The organism is Exiguobacterium sp. SH3S3, assembly GCF_004337115.1.
Lineage (GTDB): Bacteria > Bacillota > Bacilli > Exiguobacteriales > Exiguobacteriaceae > Exiguobacterium > Exiguobacterium aurantiacum_A.
The window spans coordinates 245,109-266,028 of the sequence record NZ_SJUU01000001.1; the positions used below are offsets into that span (position 1 = coordinate 245,109).

The 20,920-nt window shown below is 52.5% G+C and carries 16 protein-coding genes; all 16 read left to right on the forward strand.

The window, feature by feature from the left end; genetic code table 11:
• Positions 1-6: 6 nt before the first annotated feature.
• Positions 7-1,152 carry a 1-deoxy-D-xylulose-5-phosphate reductoisomerase gene (gene dxr / locus EVJ28_RS01260; RefSeq protein ID WP_131456174.1) on the forward strand — a complete coding sequence of 382 codons (1,146 nt, stop codon included), beginning with the start codon at positions 7-9 and terminating at the stop codon, positions 1,150-1,152.
• A gap of 16 nt (positions 1,153-1,168) precedes the next feature.
• The gene (rseP, locus tag EVJ28_RS01265; protein WP_131456172.1) at positions 1,169-2,419 is read left to right on the forward strand and encodes an RIP metalloprotease RseP; all 1,251 of its coding nucleotides are present in this window, start codon (positions 1,169-1,171) and stop codon (positions 2,417-2,419) included.
• 31 nt (positions 2,420-2,450) lie between these two features.
• Positions 2,451-4,151 (forward strand): proline--tRNA ligase, encoded by a 1,701-nt coding sequence (locus tag EVJ28_RS01270; RefSeq protein WP_131467763.1) that lies wholly within the window; start codon positions 2,451-2,453, stop codon positions 4,149-4,151.
• Positions 4,152-4,245: 94 nt separating this feature from the next.
• Complete coding sequence (locus EVJ28_RS01275) at positions 4,246-8,520, forward strand: PolC-type DNA polymerase III (protein WP_236634001.1); 4,275 nt, start codon at positions 4,246-4,248, stop codon at positions 8,518-8,520.
• Positions 8,521-8,639: 119 nt separating this feature from the next.
• Complete coding sequence (rimP, locus tag EVJ28_RS01280; protein ID WP_070327467.1) at positions 8,640-9,110, forward strand: ribosome maturation factor RimP; 471 nt, start codon at positions 8,640-8,642, stop codon at positions 9,108-9,110.
• Between the two features lie 12 nt (positions 9,111-9,122).
• The gene (gene nusA, locus EVJ28_RS01285; protein ID WP_070327466.1) at positions 9,123-10,289 is read left to right on the forward strand and encodes a transcription termination factor NusA; all 1,167 of its coding nucleotides are present in this window, start codon (positions 9,123-9,125) and stop codon (positions 10,287-10,289) included.
• Positions 10,286-10,564, forward strand: coding sequence for an RNase P modulator RnpM (gene rnpM, locus EVJ28_RS01290; RefSeq protein ID WP_233589595.1), 279 nt, complete (start codon positions 10,286-10,288; stop codon positions 10,562-10,564). The genes nusA and rnpM overlap by 4 nt, the downstream gene beginning before the upstream one ends.
• Entirely contained in the window at positions 10,561-10,857 is a 297-nt protein-coding gene (locus EVJ28_RS01295) for a YlxQ family RNA-binding protein (protein ID WP_070327464.1), read from the forward strand. The genes rnpM and EVJ28_RS01295 overlap by 4 nt, the downstream gene beginning before the upstream one ends.
• Before the next feature lie 21 nt (positions 10,858-10,878).
• On the forward strand, positions 10,879-13,098 hold the full coding sequence (gene infB / locus EVJ28_RS01300) for a translation initiation factor IF-2 (protein WP_131456166.1): 2,220 nt from the start codon (positions 10,879-10,881) through the stop codon (positions 13,096-13,098).
• Positions 13,099-13,116: 18 nt separating this feature from the next.
• Entirely contained in the window at positions 13,117-13,461 is a 345-nt protein-coding gene (gene rbfA, locus EVJ28_RS01305; protein ID WP_016508272.1) for a 30S ribosome-binding factor RbfA, read from the forward strand.
• A gap of 45 nt (positions 13,462-13,506) precedes the next feature.
• On the forward strand, positions 13,507-14,421 hold the full coding sequence (truB, locus tag EVJ28_RS01310) for a tRNA pseudouridine(55) synthase TruB (protein ID WP_201738392.1): 915 nt from the start codon (positions 13,507-13,509) through the stop codon (positions 14,419-14,421).
• Positions 14,422-14,436: 15 nt separating this feature from the next.
• Positions 14,437-15,363 (forward strand): bifunctional riboflavin kinase/FAD synthetase, encoded by a 927-nt coding sequence (locus tag EVJ28_RS01315; RefSeq protein WP_131487840.1) that lies wholly within the window; start codon positions 14,437-14,439, stop codon positions 15,361-15,363.
• Positions 15,364-15,487: 124 nt separating this feature from the next.
• On the forward strand, positions 15,488-15,757 hold the full coding sequence (rpsO, locus tag EVJ28_RS01320; protein ID WP_015881433.1) for a 30S ribosomal protein S15: 270 nt from the start codon (positions 15,488-15,490) through the stop codon (positions 15,755-15,757).
• Positions 15,758-15,889: 132 nt separating this feature from the next.
• Positions 15,890-18,106 (forward strand): polyribonucleotide nucleotidyltransferase, encoded by a 2,217-nt coding sequence (pnp, locus tag EVJ28_RS01325; protein ID WP_131487842.1) that lies wholly within the window; start codon positions 15,890-15,892, stop codon positions 18,104-18,106.
• Between the two features lie 50 nt (positions 18,107-18,156).
• A complete protein-coding gene (locus EVJ28_RS01330) occupies positions 18,157-19,374 on the forward strand; it encodes a M16 family metallopeptidase (RefSeq protein WP_131456160.1) in 1,218 nt (405 codons plus the stop codon).
• 66 nt (positions 19,375-19,440) lie between these two features.
• A complete protein-coding gene (locus tag EVJ28_RS01335; RefSeq protein ID WP_131456333.1) occupies positions 19,441-20,919 on the forward strand; it encodes a UDP-N-acetylmuramoyl-L-alanyl-D-glutamate--2,6-diaminopimelate ligase in 1,479 nt (492 codons plus the stop codon).
• Position 20,920 lies beyond the last annotated feature (1 nt).

Consider the following 20,920-nt stretch of genomic DNA (forward strand, 5'->3'; position numbering starts at 1 on the left):
GTCAAGATGAAGCGAATCAGCTTAATCGGGGCGACTGGTTCGATCGGCGTACAGACGTGCGATGTGATCGAGCAGCACCCCGACTTGTTTGAACTTGAGGCGTACGCGTTCGGAACGAACGTCGAGGTAGCCGAGGAATGGATCAACCGCCTTCGCCCGAAATACGTATCAGCCAAAACGATCGAGGTACTCGAACAGCTCAAGCCACGCCTTACATACGAACCACTCTTTTTTATCGGACTCGAAGGGTTGATCGAATGTGCGACCGCTGAGCGGGCCAATGTGGTCGTGACGGCCGTCGTCGGGGCAGTCGGCTTAGAGCCGACGCTTGCCGCCATTAAAGCCGGTAAAGATATCGCCTTGGCGAACAAAGAAACGCTCGTCACAGCCGGACATCTCGTCATGGCCGCCGTCAAAGAGCACGGCGTCAGTTTGCTTCCGGTCGACAGTGAACACTCGGCCATCTACCAATGCCTGAACGGAGAGCGTCGTGAGGACGTTTCAAAAATCATTTTGACGGCCTCAGGCGGAAGTTTCCGCGATCGGACACGCGCTGAATTAGCGAACGTGACCGTCGAAGAAGCGCTCAATCATCCGAACTGGTCGATGGGTGCAAAAATCACGATCGATTCGGCGACGATGTTCAACAAAGGGCTCGAAGTCATCGAAGCGCACTGGTTGTTCGATATCGATTATAATGATATTGAAGTGGTGCTCCATCGGGAGTCGATCATTCACTCGATGGTCGAGTTTAAAGACGCCGCAGTCATGGCGCAACTCGGAAACCCCGATATGCGGGGACCGATCCTCTATGCGCTCTCTACCCCGAAACGGCTTGAAATCGAAGGGAACAAGCGGTTAAACTTGAGAGAAATCGGGACGCTCCATTTTGCGGAAGCCGATTTCGATCGCTATCCGGCTCTTCGACTAGCGTATGAAGCAGGTCGTCAAGGAGGTTCAATGCCGACAGTGTTGAATGCGGCTAACGAAACGGCTGTCGATTTGTTCTTGAACGGAAAGATTGCGTTCGTCGAGATTGAATCGATCGTCGCGCAAGCGATGGATGCACATACAGTCATTGTAGAACCGACGCTTGAGCAGATCCTTCAAGTCGATCAATCGGTTCGTGAACAAATTCAGCAACGAAAGTGAAGGTGGGGAATAGATCATGCAAACTTTTATCGCCATCGTTTTGATGTTTGGGGTGCTCATTTCAGTTCATGAATGGGGACACCTCGTCATGGCGAAACGGGCAGGGATTCTCTGTCACGAATTTGCAATCGGGTTTGGACCGAAAATCTTTTCGTTCAGAAAGAATGAGACGCTCTATACAATTCGCTTATTGCCGATCGGTGGTTACGTCAAGATGGCGGGTGAGGATTTCGAGCCGATCGAAGTGAAGGCCGGTCAACAAGTCGGGCTCCGGTTAACGAGCGCGGGCACAGTCGACCGCGTCTATTTCCAACCGGACCAAGCGACGGATGTACACGTCGTCGGAACGGTCGACAAGTTCGATTCGATCCGTGAATTGAAGATTCAATTGCTCGTCGACGAAGAAGTGCGGGTGTACACACTCGAGCGCGATACGCTTCTCGTCGATCAAGGTATGGAGATTCAAATCGCACCGTACGACCGCACGTTCGGAGCGCAATCAGTTTGGAAACGGGTGCTCGCGATCGCAGCCGGTCCGGCCATGAACTTCGTCCTTGCCTTCGTCTTGCTCGTTATTGTCGGTCTCGTGCAAGGCACACCGACAGACGACGGACAAATCGGGACAGTACAACCGGATTCGGCGGCTGATCAAGCCGGGCTCGTCACCGGAGACGAAATCGTCTCGATCGAGGGTGAGACGATTGATAACTGGCTCGATCTTCGAACGGTCTTGGCCGATCGTGCCGATACACCGACCGAGGTGACCTATATTCGGGCGGGTGAGGAACAAACGGTAACGCTCACACCTCAAGCAGTCGAACAAAATGGCGAGACGGTCGGTATCCTTGGCGTGACAAATGCGCTCGAGCGATCACCGACAAAAGCGTTCACAACAGGAGCTGAGACGACGTGGACGATGTCGACATTGATTTTCTCTGCGGTCGGTGATTTAGTGACCGGCCAAGTCGGAGTCGATCAACTCGCAGGTCCGGTCGGGATTGTCCGCATGACCGACGAAGTGGCGGCGAGCGGTTTCGTCATGTTGCTCAACTGGACGGCACTGTTATCCGTCAACTTGGCGATCTTCAACTTGTTGCCACTTCCGGCGCTTGACGGGGGACGACTCATCTTCTTGTTGTTCGAGGCAGTGCGTGGTCGACCGATCGATCCAAAAAAAGAAGGGTTCGTCCACTTTATCGGATTTGCCCTGCTTATGCTGCTCATGCTCATCGTCACTTGGAACGATATCCAATCATTTTTTAAATAGACTGTGTTAGAGAAGGGAAACGTTGATATTTATGAAACAATCGAGATTGCTTATGCCTACTTTGAGAGAGGTTCCTGCTGACGCTGAAGCTGTCAGCCATCAACTTCTCGTGCGCGGTGGATTTATTCGACAAAATGCAGCGGGGATCTACTCTTATTTACCACTCGGTCATCGTGTGTTACAAAATATTCAAACGATCATCCGTGAAGAGATGAACCGGGCCGGGGCGCAAGAACTGCTCATGCCGGCGATCCAACCAGCGGAGCTATGGGAAGAGACGGGACGTTGGGACATCTACGGACCTGAACTGATGCGTTTGACGGACCGTCATGACCGCCGTTTCGCACTTGGAGCGACCCACGAAGAGTTGATCACGTCGATCGTCCGTGACGAGTTGAACTCGTATAAGAAGTTACCGGTCAACTTGTACCAGATTCAGACGAAGTATCGCGATGAGCGTCGTCCGCGGTTCGGATTATTACGCGGACGTGAGTTTTTGATGAAAGATGCCTACTCGTTCCACGCCACACAGGCTGATTTGGACGAAGAGTACGACAATATGTACAACGCTTATTCGCGCATCTTTGACCGCACCGGTTTGAAGTATCGTCCGGTCGTGGCCGATTCAGGCGCGATTGGCGGGAAAGACACGCACGAATTCCAGGCGCTCGCCGAAATCGGTGAGGATACGATCGTCTACACGGACTCGTCGTCATACGCGGCGAACATCGAGATGGCGGAAACGCTTGACCGTTACGACATGCAAGCGGGTGTTGTGCTCGAGCTCGAGCAAGTCGATACGAAAGATCATAAGACGATCGAAGACGTGGCGCGATTCTTGGGCGTGGAGACGAACACGACGATCAAGTCGGTGTTGTTCAACGTCGACGGCGAGACGGTCATGGCGATCGTTCGCGGCGATCACGAAGCGAACGATGTCAAAGTGAAGAACGCCCTCGGCGGACTCGATATCCAAATGGAAGACGAGTCGAAGATTATTGAATTGTTCGGCTGTGAACCAGGGACGCTCGGACCGATCAACGCACCGGTCAAAGTCGTCGCCGATTACGCCGTTAAATATTTAGTCGATGCGGTATGTGGCGCCAACGTTGCGAACACGCACTTCATGCACGTCAATGCAGAACGCGACTTGTCGCACTTGACGTATCACGACCTCCGCTTCGTCGTCGAAGGCGACTTGGCACCGGACGAATCTGGTCCAGTCCGGTTCGCACGTGGGATCGAGGTCGGTCAAGTGTTCAAACTCGGTACGCGCTACTCAGAGGCGATGGGCGCGACGTTCTTGAACGAAGAAGGCCGGGCGGAACCACTCATCATGGGTTGTTACGGCATCGGTGTCTCGCGGACGCTTTCGGCAATCGTCGAACAGCATCACGACGACCGCGGTATCGTTTGGCCGAAGAGTGTCGCACCGTTTGATCTGCACTTGATCGCGATCAACGCGAAAGACGAGACGCAACTCGAACTTTCGAATCGACTTTACGGTGAACTATCATCGAAGTATGATGTATTGTACGACGACCGCAAAGAACGGGCCGGCGTTAAATTTGCCGATGCTGACTTGATCGGCTTGCCGATTCGTATCAACGTCGGGAAGAAAGCCGGCGAAGGCATCGTCGAAGTGAAAGTCCGTGCGACGGGCGAAGTGATTGAAACGACGGTAGAGGAGTTGCCGCAAGTGATTGTCGCGCAACTCAACGAGACGCATTGATCGATGAAGGTGACGGTTTCTTGCCGTCACCTTCATTTTTCGACATTGTCATATAAAAGGGGGGGACGACTTACCCGTGGAAGCAAATCAAAAGATGCAATTACTGTTGACGGATCTCGGGATCACGACAGAGAGTGATCAGTTCGACGGAGCGGAACTATCGCGTCTTGTCGTCAATAAACAGCGACGGACGTGGACGTTTTACTTTAAGATGCGCCAAGTGTTGCCATATGAGGTTTATCAATTGTTCATGAGTCGGGTCGAGAATCGGTACGCGACGTTTGCCGATGAAGTGTATGCTCGTTTTACGACAGAGACAGGTGGAAGCGAGCAGGATTATATCGACTACTGGCCGCGCATCGTCAGTGAGCTCAGTCAAGTGTCGGGGGCGATGCGAAGCTATTTCGCAACTGTCAAACCGCGCTTCGAGCAAAACAAGTTGCTCATTCCCGTCCGCTCCGCACCTGAGGCGAGCTATGTCGATAAAGAGCTGTGCCAAGAAGTTCAAGCGCTCTACAGTGCTTACGGGTTTATGAAAAAGCCGTGCCAAGCCAGTTTCTCAGAAGACGCGGAAGCGAATCAGGCGTTGCGTGAACAAGTCGTCCAAGAAGATATCGAACAGGCGAAACTCGCACTCGCGGCCCAGTTCGCCAAAGCGACCGAGACGAACGATGAGCCGATCACGGAAGTGCGGATGGGCGCCTTGATCAAAGACGAGATCGTCCCGATCAAGACGATTATCGAAGAAGAACGCCGTGTCGCCATCCGTGGACTCGTGTTTTCAGCCGAACGGAAAGAGTTGAAGAGCGGGAAGAAGCTATTCACGATCAAGATGACCGATTATACCGATTCGCTCATCGTCAAAGTGTTCGCACGTGACGATGATGACGACCGTATGCTCAGTGCCGTCAAAAAAGGCATGTGGATCCAAGCGGCCGGACGGGTCGAAGACGATAGCTTCATGCGCGAACTGTGCATGATGGCGTCGCAGCTCCAAGAAGTGAAAGTCGAACCGAAGCGGGACGAATGGGCCGGGGAGAAGCGCGTCGAACTGCACGCCCATACGCAGATGAGCCAGATGGATGCGGTCACGAACGTGTCGGCGCTCGTCGCCCGGGCCGCCAAGTGGGGTCATCGCGCCATCGCCATCACCGACCATGCCGGTGTGCAGTCGTTCCCGGAAGCGTATTATGCCGGGAAAAAGAACGACATTAAAATCTTGTACGGTGTCGAGGCGAACGTCGTCAATGACGGCGTGCCTGTCGCGTATCATCCGACCGACGTCTCGCTCGACGAGGCGACGTACGTCGTGTTCGACGTCGAGACGACCGGTCTGTCGGCCGTCTACAACAAAATCATCGAACTCGCCGGCGTCAAGATTAAAGACGGTGAGATCATCGACCGGTTCGAAGCGTTCGCCGACCCGAAACATCAACTTTCGGCGACGACGATTGAACTGACCGGGATCACGGATGACATGGTCCACGGACAGCCCGACCCGGAAGTGATCGCGAAACAGTTCGTCGACTGGTGCGGGGACGGGATTCTCGTCGCTCATAACGCCTCGTTCGATATGGGCTTTCTCGAGGCGACGCTCCGAAGCGGAGGACATGAGCCGGACGATTATCCGGTCATCGATACGCTTGAACTGGCCCGGACAATTTTACCGACGCTCAAAAACCACCGTCTCAACACGCTCGCCAAACGGTTTGATATCGAATTGACGCAGCATCACCGGGCCATCTATGATGCCGAGGCGACGGCGTACCTGCTCATGAAGTTGCTCGATTTGGCGAAACAGATGTTCGAGATGCAGACGCATCGGTCACTGAACGCGAAAGTCGGCAGTGACGTCTCGAAGATCCGTCCGTTTCATGCGACGGTTTACGCGAAGACGAAAAAACCAGGATTGCGCCACTTGTATGAGTTGATCTCGTTGTCGCACATCGACTATTTGTTCCGGATGGCTCGGATGCCGCGCTCAGAGATCGAGAAGCGCCGAGAAGGGCTGCTCATCGGCTCGGCGTGCGACAACGGCGAGATCTTTGACGCCGCCTTGAACAAGTCGGACGAAGAGCTCGAGAAGATGATGGCATTTTATGACTTCATCGAGATTCATCCGCCGGCACTTTATATGCATCTGATCGATAAAGAGATCGTCACGAACGAGCTTGAACTTCGTGACATCATCAAACGGATCATTCGCGTAGCAGGTCAAGCCGGACTTCCGGTCTGTGCGACCGGGAACGTCCATTACTTGGACCAGACGGATCGGTCGTATCGCGAAATCCTGATTCGGACGCAAGGCGGGGCCAACTTCATTAACACGAGAAAAGAGTTGCCCCATGCCCATTTCCGGACGACGAAAGAAATGATGGAAGAGTTTAAATTTTTAGGTGACGAGCTCGCACGGGAGATCGTCATCACGAATCCGAACGCGATCGCCGACCAGATTGAAGCGATTCAAATTATTCCGGATGAACTGTATACGCCGAAAATCGAAGGGGCGGATGACGAGGTCCGTAATATGAGTTATGACATGGCCCGCTCGATTTACGGGGACGAGCTTCCGGAGATCGTCGAGGCCCGGCTCGAGAAGGAACTGAAATCAATCATCGGCCACGGCTTCGCCGTTATTTATTTGATCTCACATAAACTCGTCAAGAAGTCACTCGACGACGGTTACCTCGTCGGTTCACGAGGATCGGTCGGGTCGAGTCTCGTCGCGACGATGACCGAGATCACCGAGGTCAATCCACTACCACCGCATTATGTCTGTCCGAAGTGTCAACACTCTCACTTCTTTAATGACGGGTCGATCGGTTCCGGTTACGATCTTCCGGACAAGCAATGTCCGGAGTGTGGGACGTGGTATACGAAAGATGGACACGATATCCCGTTCGAGACGTTCCTTGGCTTTAAAGGGGACAAAGTACCGGATATCGATTTGAACTTCTCAGGTGAGTACCAGCCTCACGCTCACGCGTACACGAAAGTGTTGTTCGGAGAAGAGTACGTCTATCGTGCCGGGACGATCGGGACGATTGCCGACAAGACGGCGTACGGATATGTGAAAGGCTATGCGACCGAAAACGATAAGATTTACCGGAACGCCGAAGTCGATCGTCTCGTCTCGGGTGTCACCGGTGTCAAGCGGACGACCGGGCAGCATCCAGGCGGGATTATCGTCGTCCCGGACTATATGGACATCGCCGAAATCTCGCCGATCCAGTATCCGGCCGACGACCGAACGTCTGAATGGAAGACGACACACTTCGACTTCCATTCGATTCACGACAACTTGCTCAAGCTCGATATTCTCGGACACGATGACCCGACCGTCATCCGGATGCTCCAAGACTTATCAGGCATCGACCCGTTGACGATCCCGACGGATGATCCGACCGTCATGAAAATCTTTTCGTCACCGGAAGTGCTCGGTGTCACACCGGAGCAAATCGAGTCAAAAACAGGGACGCTCGGTATTCCTGAGTTTGGGACGAAGTTCGTCCGCCAAATGCTTGAAGAGACGAAACCGTCCACGTTCTCAGAGCTCGTCCAAATTTCAGGTCTGTCTCACGGGACGGACGTTTGGATCGGGAATGCGAACGAGTTGATCTATAACGGGACGTGTGAACTGAAAGACGTCATCGGGTGTCGTGACGACATTATGGTCTACTTGATCTACGCCGGACTGGAGCCATCGTTCGCCTTTAAGATCATGGAGTCGGTCCGTAAAGGGAAAGGTTTGTCTGACGACATGGAGTCAGAGATGCGGGAGAACAGCGTCCCGGAATGGTACATCTCTTCTTGTAAGAAGATCAAATACATGTTCCCGAAAGCACACGCGACCGCGTACGTGCTCATGGCCGTACGGATCGCTTACTTCAAAGTGCACCACCCGATCCTGTATTACGCGACATACTTTACGGTCCGCGCCGGCGATTTTGATTTGTCGGCGATGATCAAAGGGTCTCAGGCCGTCCGCAAGGCGATGTCTGATATCCGGGAGAAAGGCTTCGACGCCACGGCGAAAGATAAAGGGCTTCACACCGTGCTCGAACTCGCGCTTGAGATGCTCGAACGCGGCATGAAATTCCAAAACATCGATCTTTACCGTTCGAATGCGACCGAGTTCTTGATTGAAGGCAACACGCTCATTCCACCGTTCAACGCTGTCGATGGACTCGGGACGAACGCGGCGAAAGCGATTGTCGAGGCGCGTGCCGAAGGTCAGTTCTTGTCAAAAGAGGATCTCCGGAAACGGGCGAAATTGTCGAAGACGATTATCGAGACGCTCGATACGATGAAATGTCTCGAAGGCCTGCCTGACGAGAACCAACTTTCGTTCTTTGATTTTGGGGTGTAAGTTGCGAAAAAGCGGGAAAATATGATATATTGGTATCGAACAATGTTGGATACTACGACGGAAAGGAGTAGGGAACCCTACTCCTTTCTTGTATGTAAAAGCCAGAAGGAGGGATGAGAGTGTCCAAAATAACAGAAGTCGTCGAAACAATCGCGTTGCCGATTGTCGAGCAAGCGAACATGGAATTGGTCGATGTTGAATTCGTGAAAGAAGGGCCAGACTGGTTCTTGCGCGTCTATATCGATAAACCGGGGGGCGTCGATTTAGATGATTGCGTCAACATCAACGAGCAACTCTCGGAGAAATTAAACGCTACCGACCCAATCGAACAAGCCTATTATCTTGACGTCTCGAGTCCCGGTGCCGAACGACCACTTAAAAAGCCGACTGACTTTGAGCGGGCGATCGGGAAAAACGTCTACATTAAAACGTTTGCCCCGATTGAAGGTGCCAAAGAGTTCGAGGGCATTTTGACGGAGTACGACGGCGAGACCGCAGTTGTCGAAACGCGCATCAAGACTAGAAAAAAAGCGATATCGCTACCGGTTGATAAAATTGCACAAGCCCGCCTAGCGGTCACGTTTAGTTAAGGAGAGGTAAAGATGGGGCCACAATTACTCACAACAATCGAACAGATTGCACAAGAAAAAGGGATCGAGAAAGAAATCATCATCGACGCGCTTGAACAGGCGCTCATTTCGGCATATCGCCGAAACGTCGCCAACCCGAACGAGCACGTCAAAGTTGAGTTTGACCAAGTGACAGGTGACATTCGCGTGTTCGCGCTTCTCGAAGTCGTTGAACGCCTGACGCATCCGGACCAACAGCTTTCGCTTGAAGAAGCGCACGAGATCGACCCGAACTTTGAGTTAGGGGACTTCCATAAAGAAGAAGTGACACCGAGCGACTTCGGTCGTGTCGCAGCGATGACGGCCAAACAAGTCGTCACGCAAAAGATGCGTGAAGCCGAGCGCGAACGCATCTACAACCACTTCGTCGATAAAGAAGACGAGATCATGACAGGGATCGTCGAGCGGTTTGACCCGCGCAACTTGTACATCGGTTTAGAGAACAACATCGAGGCGGTGTTGACGCCGAATGAACAGATGCCGAACGAGTCGTATAAGATTCATGAACGCATCAAAGTATACGTGACGAAAGTTGACTCGACGACGAAAGGTTCTGGCGCGGCGATTCAAGTGTCGCGGACGCATCCTGGCCTACTTCGTCGTTTGTTCGAACTCGAAGTTCCAGAAATCGCGAGCGGGACGGTCGACGTCATGTCGGTGTCGCGTGAAGCGGGAGACCGTTCGAAAATCGCGGTCCACTCAGACATCGTCGATCCGGTCGGCGCATGTGTCGGTCCAAAAGGGCAACGTGTCCAGACGATCGTCGATGAATTGAACGGTGAGAAGATCGACATCGTCCGTTGGTCGAACGATCCAAAAGAGTTCGTTAAAAACGCACTCAGCCCGGCTCAAGTCGTTGATGTATATGTCAATGAACCGAACAAGTCGACGACAGTCGTCGTGCCGGACTACCAATTGTCGCTCGCGATCGGGAAGCGCGGTCAAAACGCGCGTCTCGCCGCTAAGTTGACAGGTTGGAAAATTGATATTAAGAGCGAGACGGATGCAGAGAGCATGAACTTGTTCGATACGTATGCCGAAAAAGTTGAATCAACGCCAGAAATTGTTCACAATGAAGTTGAACAGACTGACTCGGTTGATGTGACGCTCGAACCAACCGCGGTAAAAGAAGAGGAATGACCATGAAGCAAAAGAAACTTCCTTTGCGTAAATGTGTGATCACTCAAGAGATGTTACCGAAGAACGATTTGATTCGTGTCGTACGGACGCCGGAAGGCGACGTCGTCATCGACACGACCGGCAAACTGAACGGTCGTGGCGCGTATTTGTCAAGAGATGTCGATGTGATTCGTTTAGCAGAGAAAAAACGAACGCTTGATCATCATCTGAAAGTAAAGACGAGCGAGACACTTTATGAACAGCTAGAACAAGCTGTCACAGGTGCCGAATCATGAGTCAGTGGGAATCATTGTTAGGCCTCGCCTCACGTGCGAGGAAGGTAACGATGGGAGAAGAGTTTGTCTTGAAGGATGTACGGGCTGGCCGAGCCAAGCTCGTCATTCTTGCCGGAGACGCGGGAGCGTCGACGAGAAAACGGATTACCGACAAATGTACATCGTATGGTGTTCCATTAATCGAAGTGAGCGACCGACATACAATCGGAGCTGCTTTAGGTAAAGACATGCGAGTCGTCGTGTCTGTGACAGAATCCGGATTTGCGAACAAGCTTAAGCAACTTCTCTCTTAACTATTAACGGAGGTGGATGCTTTGGGAAAACGCGTCTATGAATTTGCAAAAGAACAGAATGTAACAAGTAAACAAGTCATTACTCAGCTCGAGAAGATGAACAAGTCAGTGAAAAATCACATGGCTGTATTGGATGATGAGTCGGTCAAGCAACTCGACCGTGTCTTCAACCCTGAGAAATATCGTTCGGCTGAGAAGCAAGAAAAACCTGCTGAGTCGAAGCCGGCTGAAGCGAAGCCTGCTGCGAAACAAGAAGCAGAGAAAAAAGAAGCACCGAAAGCCCGTCCACAAACTTCTAGCGCCCCGAGCAATCAAGCGGGCAACCGTGGTGGCAACCGTTTCGGCAACAACCGTAACGATAACCGCAACAAAAAGCGCGGCGGTAAATTTAAAGGGAAGCCTGCAAAAGCGGCAATCCCGTTAGAAGCGGATCCAAATTCGAAAACGAGCCAGCGTAAAGCATCTCGTTTAGCGCAAGAGTCTGAAATGGGCAACGTCATCAAGTACGAGGATGTCCTTAGCGTATCGGATCTCGCGGCGAAGATGGATAAAAAGCCAAACGAGATCATCATGAAATTGATGGGTCTTGGCGTCATGGCGACGATCAACCAAACACTCGATGACGAGACGATCGAATTGCTTGCGACTGAATTCGGTTTCGAAGTCGAAAAAGAAGTCATCATCGATGAGACGGACTTCGAAGAAGTGGAAATCGACTTCTCTGAGTACGACCTCATTGAGCGTCCTGCCGTCGTCACGATCATGGGTCACGTCGACCATGGTAAAACGACGTTGCTCGACTCGATCCGGAACACAAAAGTCGTCGCTGGCGAAGCTGGTGGAATCACGCAGCATATCGGTGCGTACCAAGTTGATATCAACGGTAAAAAAATCACATTCCTCGACACACCAGGTCACGCCGCCTTTACGACGATGCGTGCCCGTGGAGCTGAAGTGACGGATATCGCGATTATCGTTGTCGCAGCAGATGATGGTGTCATGCCACAGACAGAAGAAGCGATTTCTCACGCGAAGGCGGCAAACGTCCCAATCATCGTTGCCGTCAACAAAATGGACAAAGAAGGGGCTAACCCTGACCGCGTCAAACAAGAGTTGACTGAATTCGGACTCGTACCGGAAGAGTGGGGCGGCGAAACAATTTTCGTACCGATCTCTGCTTTGAAAGATGAGGGAATTGATGAGTTGCTCGAGATGATCTTGCTCGTTTCAGAAGTCGAAGAGTACAAGTCGACGCCTGAAATGCCAGCTCGAGGTTCGGTCATCGAAGCGAAGCTCGATAAAGGCCGCGGTCCTGTCGCCACGCTTCTCGTTCAACACGGGACACTTCGTATCGGTGACTCGATCGTCGTCGGCAGCACGTTCGGACGCGTCCGGGCCATGGTCAACGATATCGGTCGTCGTGTGAAAGAAGTTGGCCCATCGACGCCAATCGAAATTACAGGATTGAACGATGTCCCACAAGCTGGTGACCAGTTCATCGTCTTCGAAGACGAGAAAAAGGCACGTGCAATCGGAGAGAAACGTTACCAACGTTACCTCGAGTCGCAGCGCCGTGAATCGGCTAAAGTCAGTCTTGAAGACTTGTTCAGCCGGATTCAAGAAGGCGAAGTCAAAGACTTGAACGTCATCATCAAAGCAGACGTTCAAGGATCGGCTGAAGCGCTCGCTGGATCACTCCGCAAAATCGACGTCGCAGGCGTCAAGATCAACATCGTTCACCAAGGTGTCGGTGCGATCACAGAAGGTGATGTCATCCTCGCTTCAGCAGCGAACGCGATCATCATCGGATTCAACGTTCGTCCGGACGGTAACGCCCGATCAATGGCCGAACAAGAACACGTTGAAATGCGTCTGCACCGGATCATCTACAATGCGATCGATGAAATCGAAAGCGCGATGAAAGGGATGCTTGACCCTGAGTTCGTTGAAGAAGTGACAGGACAAGTCGAAGTCCGTGACGTCTTCAAAGTTTCAAAAGTCGGTACGATTGCCGGCTGTTACGTCACTGAAGGTAAAATCTCACGTGATGCCGGGGTACGCATCATCCGTAACGGGATCGTTGTGTACGAAGGTAAACTCGATACGCTCCGCCGCTTCAAAGACGATGTCAAAGAAGTTGCGACAGGCTACGAGTGTGGGATTAAAGTAGAGAAGTTCGACGACATCAAAGTGGAGGACGTCATCGAAGCGTTCATCATGAAAGAAGTCGAACGTAAATAAAGCGAGGAGTGAACACGTATGAATATTCGTGCCCAACGTGTTGCTGAACAGATGCGTAAAGAGATCACCGATATCCTCTTACGCGAAGTCAACGACCCACGTACAAAGAACGCGACCATCACGAGCGTAGACGTGACAGGAGATTTGCAACAAGCGACGGCCTATTACACGGTGCTCGGAGACGACGCCGACGTGAAGGCTGAGACGCAGGCAGGTCTTGATAAGGCGAGCGCCTTCATCCGCCGTGAAATCGGCAGCCGGATCCGTCTCCGTAAGACGCCGGAATTGTCGTTCGAATACGATTCTTCGGTCGCATATGGTAGCCATATCGATTCGTTGATCCGTGATTTGAATAAAGACTAATAAATTGAGGGGGGACTCGTGTCTCCCCTTTTTTGATATGGAGGAATGAACGTGGAACCGACAGGGATTTTAATACTAGATAAAGACAGCGGGATGACGAGCCACGATTGCGTCTTCAAGCTGCGTAAACTGTTTCAAACGAAAAAAGTTGGCCATACGGGCACGCTCGATCCGGAAGTGACCGGTGTGTTGCCGATCTGTTTCGGCCGCGCGACGAAGCTGTCCCGGTTTTTGACCGATGAGGGCAAGCGCTACGTCGCCGAAGTCACGATCGGGACGGCAACGATGACGGAAGACGCACACGGCGAAGTCGTCGCGCAAACTGATGTCGCGCCGGATGCGTTCACGGGTGAAGCCATCGACCGCGTTCTCGGCACGTTGACCGGAAGCATCGAGCAGGTGCCACCGTACTTCTCGGCCGTCAAAGTGAACGGGAAGAAGCTATACGAATACGCCCGCAAAGGACAGACGGTTGAACGGCCGCGCCGCATCGTCGAGATTCACCGGTTAGAACGGACGAACGAACCTGTCTTCGAGGACGGCGTCTGCCGGTTTCGCATTGATGTCGAGTGCGGAAAAGGCACGTTTATTCGGACACTTGCCGTCCAAATCGGGGAAGGACTCGGTTATCCGGCCCATATGAGCGATCTGCGTCGGACGCGGTCAGGCACGTTCGATGAAAGGGACGCCGTGACGCTCGCGGAGCTCGCGGCGTTAGAGACGGTCGAAGCACGCGCTGAACGGCTCATCCCGCTCGAGGACGTGATCAAACGTTGGCCGGCCATCACCATTCCGGCCAATCGGGAACGGTATATTCGGAACGGTGGGCGCTTAAACGACGTCTCACTCGAATTTGAACTGTTTACTGTCTATAATGAAGAAGGAATTCCGCTCGCCCTCTATAGACGGCTTGACGGAACGACAGACGCAACAGTCGAGGTCATGTTGACAATCGACTAAGGGGGAATTTGAAGTATGGAAACGATACATCTCACACATCCCGAGACGCCAGAGTTTGTCCCTTCGGTCATCGTACTCGGATTCTTCGACGGCGTTCACATCGGACATCAAGCCGTGATCGAGCACGCCAAACAGCGCGCGGAGCAGCTTGACGTGCCCGTGACCGTCGTCACGTTCGATCCGCACCCGAAACAAGTGCTGTCGAACAATGCGGATGCTGTTCGTTACATCACGCCACTCAAACGGAAATTACAGCGAATCGCCGCGCTCGGTGTCGAACGTTGTCTCGTCTTGACGTTCACAAAACAGTTGGCATCACTGTCACCGCAACAGTTCGTCGACGATTATTTGATCGGCGCGGGCGCCGTGCACGTGACGGCCGGATTTGACTATTCGTATGGGAAGTTCGGGGAAGGGACGATGGAGACGATGCCCTACCACGCCCGAGGACGCTTCACGACGTCCGTTGTCGCCGAACAGACGAGTGACGGTGACAAAGTCTCTTCGACCCGGATCCGCAAACTTCTCGGCGCAGGCAGTGTCGACCTGGCGAGTGAGCTGTTAGGGGCGCCTTACGTCATCTGTGGCGAAGTCATCCATGGTGACGCCAGAGGGCGGACGATCGGCTATCCGACCGCAAACATGGTGATGGATGCGTCTTATGTCATGCCACGGCTCGGCGTTTATGCGACCCGCGTCCACCTAGAAGACGGCCGGACGTTTGATGCGATGACGAACGTCGGTCGACGGCCGACATTTTACGACACGGGAGACGTCTCAATTGAAAGTCATTTATTTGATTTTTCGGAGGACTTGTACGGACAATTGCTCGAAATCGAATGGGTTCACTATTTGCGTGATGAACGGGCGTTCGACGGACTCGATTCGCTGATCGCTCAGTTGAAACGAGATGAGACGGCGGCTCGGGCAATCCTATCTTGACTTTGGAGTAGGGGTCATGTATTCTAGTTTGGTACGCAAAGTACACCGCTTCGCTTGGCTGGACGATTCACCAACGACGGCTCGGCAACGCGGCAATTTTCTATTAAATGGAGGTGGAGAGGCAATGGCACTCTCAAAAGAACGTAAAAACGAAATCATCGCGGAATACGCGACAAAACAAGGTGACACTGGTTCACCGGAAGTTCAAGTTGCTGTTTTGACTGAACAAATCAACACTTTGAACGATCATCTTCGCACACATAAGAAAGACCACCACTCACGTCGCGGTCTTTTGAAAATGGTTGGACGTCGCCGTAACTTGCTCACGTACCTTCGTAACAAGGACGTAACACGTTACCGTGAATTGATTCAACGCCTTGGTCTCCGTCGTTAATCCGAACGGACCAAATGACGGACTGGGACACTCGTTCCTAGTCCGTTTCTTCTTTTTTTGGAGGAAAATCATTAGACAAACATATGAATGAGTTACATAATAAACTAGATAAGGTTTGAGAGGAGAATGTACATGTTAGGTACGAAACAAGTTTTTTCTACAGAATGGGGCGGTCGTCCGCTGTCTGTAGAAGTAGGTCAACTCGCGAAGCAAGCGAACGGTTCTGCACTCGTCCGGTACGGAGACACGGTCGTGCTCGCCGCGGTCACAGCTTCAAAAGGACCAAAGGATTTAGATTTCTTCCCGCTAACGGTCAACTATGAAGAAAAATTATACTCGGTCGGTAAAATCCCAGGAGGTTTCCTTCGTCGGGAAGGTCGTCCTGGTGAGAATGCGATTTTAACGTCACGTCTCATCGACCGTCCAATCCGTCCATTATTCCCAGACGGATTCCGTCACGATATCCAAGTCATGATTTACGTCATGTCGAACGATCCGGACTGCTCGGCTGAGATGGCCGGTATGCTCGGAACGTCGATAGCCTTGTCGATCTCGGACATCCCGTTTGACGGACCGATCGCTGGAGCGACGGTCGGACGTGTGGACGGACAGTTCGTCGTCAACCCGACGGTCGCACAACTCGAGAAGACAGATCTTGAACTTCAAGTCGCCGGAACGGCAACTGCGATCAACATGGTCGAAGCAGGCGCGAACGAAGTGCCGGAAGACGTCATGCTCGAGTCGATCTTGTTCGGTCACGAAGAAATCAAAAAGCTTGTCGCGTTCCAAATGGAAATCGTCGAAGCGGTCGGGAAACCGAAGTTTGAATACACGGTCTCTAAATTTGACGACGCGTTATCACAAGAACTTGAAGCGGCTCGCCCAGAAATTAACGCTGCCGTCCAAGTTGAAGAGAAACATGCGCGTGACGAAGCAATTAACGAAGTCATCGCGAAGTATGTCGTGTCATATGAAGAGCGTCTCGCTGACGAGCCGGCCAAGTTGAAAGAAGTATCTGGTATTTTGAACAAGTTCGTCAAAGACGAGGTCCGCCGTTTAATCACGGTCGATAAAGTTCGTCCAGACGGCCGTCGCCCGGAAGTCATCCGGCCACTCGCGTCAGAAGTCGGCGTGCTGCCGCGTGCGCACGGTGTCGGTTTGTTCACACGGGGGCAGACGCAAGTCATGTCGATCGCGACACTCGGTGTCATCGGTGACGCTCAAATCATCGACGGCATCGGTCTAGAAGATAACAAACGTTTCATGCACCATTATAACTTCCCGCCGTTCTCGGTCGGTGAAGCTCGTCCGGTTCGCGCGCCAGGTCGCCGCGAGATCGGTCACGGTGCGCTCGGTGAACGTGCGCTTCTTCCGGTCATCCCGAAAGAAGCAGACTTCCCGTATACGATCCGTCTCGTCTCAGAAGTGCTCGAGTCGAACGGTTCGAGTTCACAGGCTTCAATCTGTGGCTCGACACTCGCCCTCATGGACGCCGGAGTTCCAATCAAGGCACCGGTCGCGGGAATCGCGATGGGTCTCATCATGGAAGGCGAACACTATACAGTACTCACTGACATTCAAGGTCTCGAAGACCATCTCGGCGACATGGACTTCAAAGTCGCTGGAACGAAAGACGGGATCACGGCGTTGCAGATGGACATTAAAATCGCCGGCATCACGCGTGAGATTTTAGAAGAAGCGCTCGAACAAGCTCGTTCAGGCCGCCTCCACATTCTCAACCATATGCTCGAAACGCTTGACTCATCGCGTCCACAGTTGTCGAAGTATGCTCCGAAGATCGTCACGATGAAAATCAATCCAGATAAGATTCGCGACGTCATCGGGCCTGGTGGTAAGATGATCAACAGCATCATCGACCAAACCGGTGTCAAGGTTGATATCGAGCAAGATGGTACGGTGTTCATCGCCTCGACCGATCAAGATGGCATCGATATGGCGATGGCACTCATCGGTGACATCGTCCGTGAAGTCGAAGTCGGCGAAGTGTTCGACGCGACAGTCCGTCGGATCGAGAAGTTCGGCGCGTTCGTCGAGTTGTTCAAAGGCAAAGACGCGCTCGTCCACGTCTCTGAGTTCAGCCTCGACCGCGTCGCCAACGTGGAAGACGTCGTCAAGCTCGGTGACACGATCAAAGTCAAAGTCACAGAAATTGACGACAAAGGCCGCGTCAACGCCTCGCATAAAACGTTGATTGTCGAAGGATTATCTCCTGAAGAGCGAGAAGCGTATGAAGCGAAACGTAAAGCACAACGCGAGAGCCGTCCGCCACGTGACAGCCGCCCTCCGCGTCGTGACGGAGACCGTCGTCCGTCAAGACCAACAAACTAATTATTTTGGCCATCGTCTGGTGCGATGGCCTTTTTCATAGGAGTGATAAAATGGAATGGATTACCTTAAAGAATGGCGTCCGCATCGTGGTCGAACCAATGGCAGACGTCCGCAGTACATCGACCGGTGTATTCATCAAAGCCGGGACACGGACCGAAGAAGACAATGAGATCGGGATCAGCCACTTGATCGAACATATGTTGTTCAAAGGCACAACAACAAAAACGGCGAAAGAAATCGCTTCGTTTTTTGATGAACTTGGCGGCAGTGTGAACGCCTTCACTTCAAAAGACCATACATGCTACTACGTCAAGACGCTCGATGAACATGCTGTCATCGCCTTCGACGCACTGGCCGACATGTTGTTCCATTCAGTCTTTGATGAGACTGAGCTTGAAAAAGAGAAGCGGGTCGTGTTAGAAGAGATTAAAATGTACGAAGACACACCGGAAGACCTCGTGCATGAGTTGCTCGCCTATGCCGTCTACCGTGAAGACATATTAGCGAAGCCGATCCTCGGGACGGAAGCGAGCGTGCTCAGCTTCTCTCGCAATCAATTGTTGCGGTATGTCGAATCGATGTATACAGGCAACCGTGTCGTCGTCTCGATCGCCGGTCATGTGACCGACGAGCTGGTCGAAGCGGTCACGTCGAGGTTTGCGGAACTCCCATCAGGGGAATCACCGAAAGAATCGACAATTCCGGTTCTATACAGTGATGTGTTGAAAAAGCATAAAGAGACGGAGCAGGCGCACCTCTGTTGGAATTTTGAGGCGATTTCGGCAACGAACGACCGGCTCCCACACCTCGCGCTGGCAAACAACGCGATCGGTGCGACGATGTCGTCACGGCTGTTTCAATCGATTCGTGAAGAACAAGGGTTAGCTTACTCGATTTATTCGTACTATACGACGTTCGTTGACCATGGCACGTTCACGATTTATATCGGGACGTCACCGGAAACGCTCACTCAAGTCGAGACGATCATGGAGCGTGAACTTGAAGCGCTCAAGGCGCAGGGGTTAACCGAAGAAGAAGTCGCTAAAGGCAAACGCCAGTTGAAAGGTTCGCTCGTCCTCGGCAACGAAAGTACGAGCGCCCGAATGAACCGGAACGGGCGTAACCTCGTCTTACTTGACGAAGTCGAGGATTTGGACGAAGTGCTCAATAAAATCGACCGCATCGAAACCGATGAAGTCAACGCCTTGATTCGGGAGCTGCTTGGGCACGTCCCAGCAAAATCATATGTTCTTCCGTCCGAAGACTGACTTGAAACCAGATTGTAAGTTCTCTACACTGATTAAGAGGTATTCTTTACATTGGACAGGATACAGGTGAAAGAAGGGAAAGACTTGAACTTAACGGATTTAGTAACCAAGATACAATTGATTAATCAACCAACTATAGAGGGCATCAACGTGACCCATGTCACGACCGATTCACGGGAAGTCGTACCCGGAACGCTGTTTGTCGCGATTAAAGGCTACACCGTCGACGGCCACGACTATGCGGACTTAGCGGTGAGTAAAGGAGCGGTCGCGGTCGTCAGTGAGCGTCCGCTCGACATCAGCGTCCCAAACCTGCTCGTGCGCGATAGTTCGCGTACGGTCGGCTTATTAGCGTCGGCATTTTATAACTATCCGTCTGAACAGATGCGTCTGTTCGGCATCACGGGGACGAACGGAAAAACGACGACGACGACGATTTTACGTGACGTTTTATCAAAGCTTGGACATAGCACCGGATTGATCGGTACGGTCGAGGTCCGGATTAACGATACGGTCGTCCCGAGCAAGAACACGACGCCGCAAAGTTCTGAGCTTCAGCAGCTACTCGCTCGCATGCGCGGTGAAGGGGTGACCGATGTGATGATGGAAGTGTCATCACACGGACTTGAACTAGGTCGTGTCATCGGAACGGACTTCGACATCGTCGGTTTCACGAACTTGACGCACGACCATCTCGATTTTCACGGGACGTTTGAAAACTATGCGCGGGCCAAAGGTTTGCTGTTCGCTCAACTCGGACAGATGGCGTCGCGCGACAAAGTTGCCGTCTTGAATGCGGACGATCCGTACAGCAAGCTTTACGAGACGATGACGGGTGCTCGTGTCATCACGTACGCCATCGACGAAATGGCGGACGTGACAGCGTCAGACATCGTTCAGACACTGTCAGACACGAGTTTCCGTCTCAACTATCAGGGAGCGAGTCTGCCGGTGACGGTCCAGTTCATCGGACGTTTCAACGTATACAACCTGTTGCTCGCGACGGGTTGCCTGCTCGCGGCTGGGTACAGCTTACCTGAGATCATCCAAGCACTCGAGTCGATTCATCCAGCCAAAGGACGGATGCAACGACTCGACGTGCCTGGGTATAACGTCTATGCGGACTATGCCCATACACCGGACGGGATTGAGCAATGCTTGAAGTCGCTTGTCGGTGTCCCTAAAGAGAACATCGTCTTCTTGATTGGGACGGGCGGGAATCGCGATGTGACGAAACGCCCGACAATGGGCGAGATGGCCTCAAAATATGCCGGTACCGTCATCATCACGACGGATGATCCACGTTTTGAGGCGTATGATTCGATCACGAGCGGCATTGCCGCCGGGATGACCCATGACAACTTTGTTGAAATCGGCGACCGCGAAGAAGCGGTGTCTTACGCCGCGCGTCTAGCCAAAGCGGATAATATCGTCGTGTTGGCGGGTAAAGGACATGAGAAGTACCAAATCATCGGTAACGAGAAAATCCCGCTCGATGAGGAAGCGATCGTCCGGGCGACAATTTTAAATACGGAGGAATCTTGAT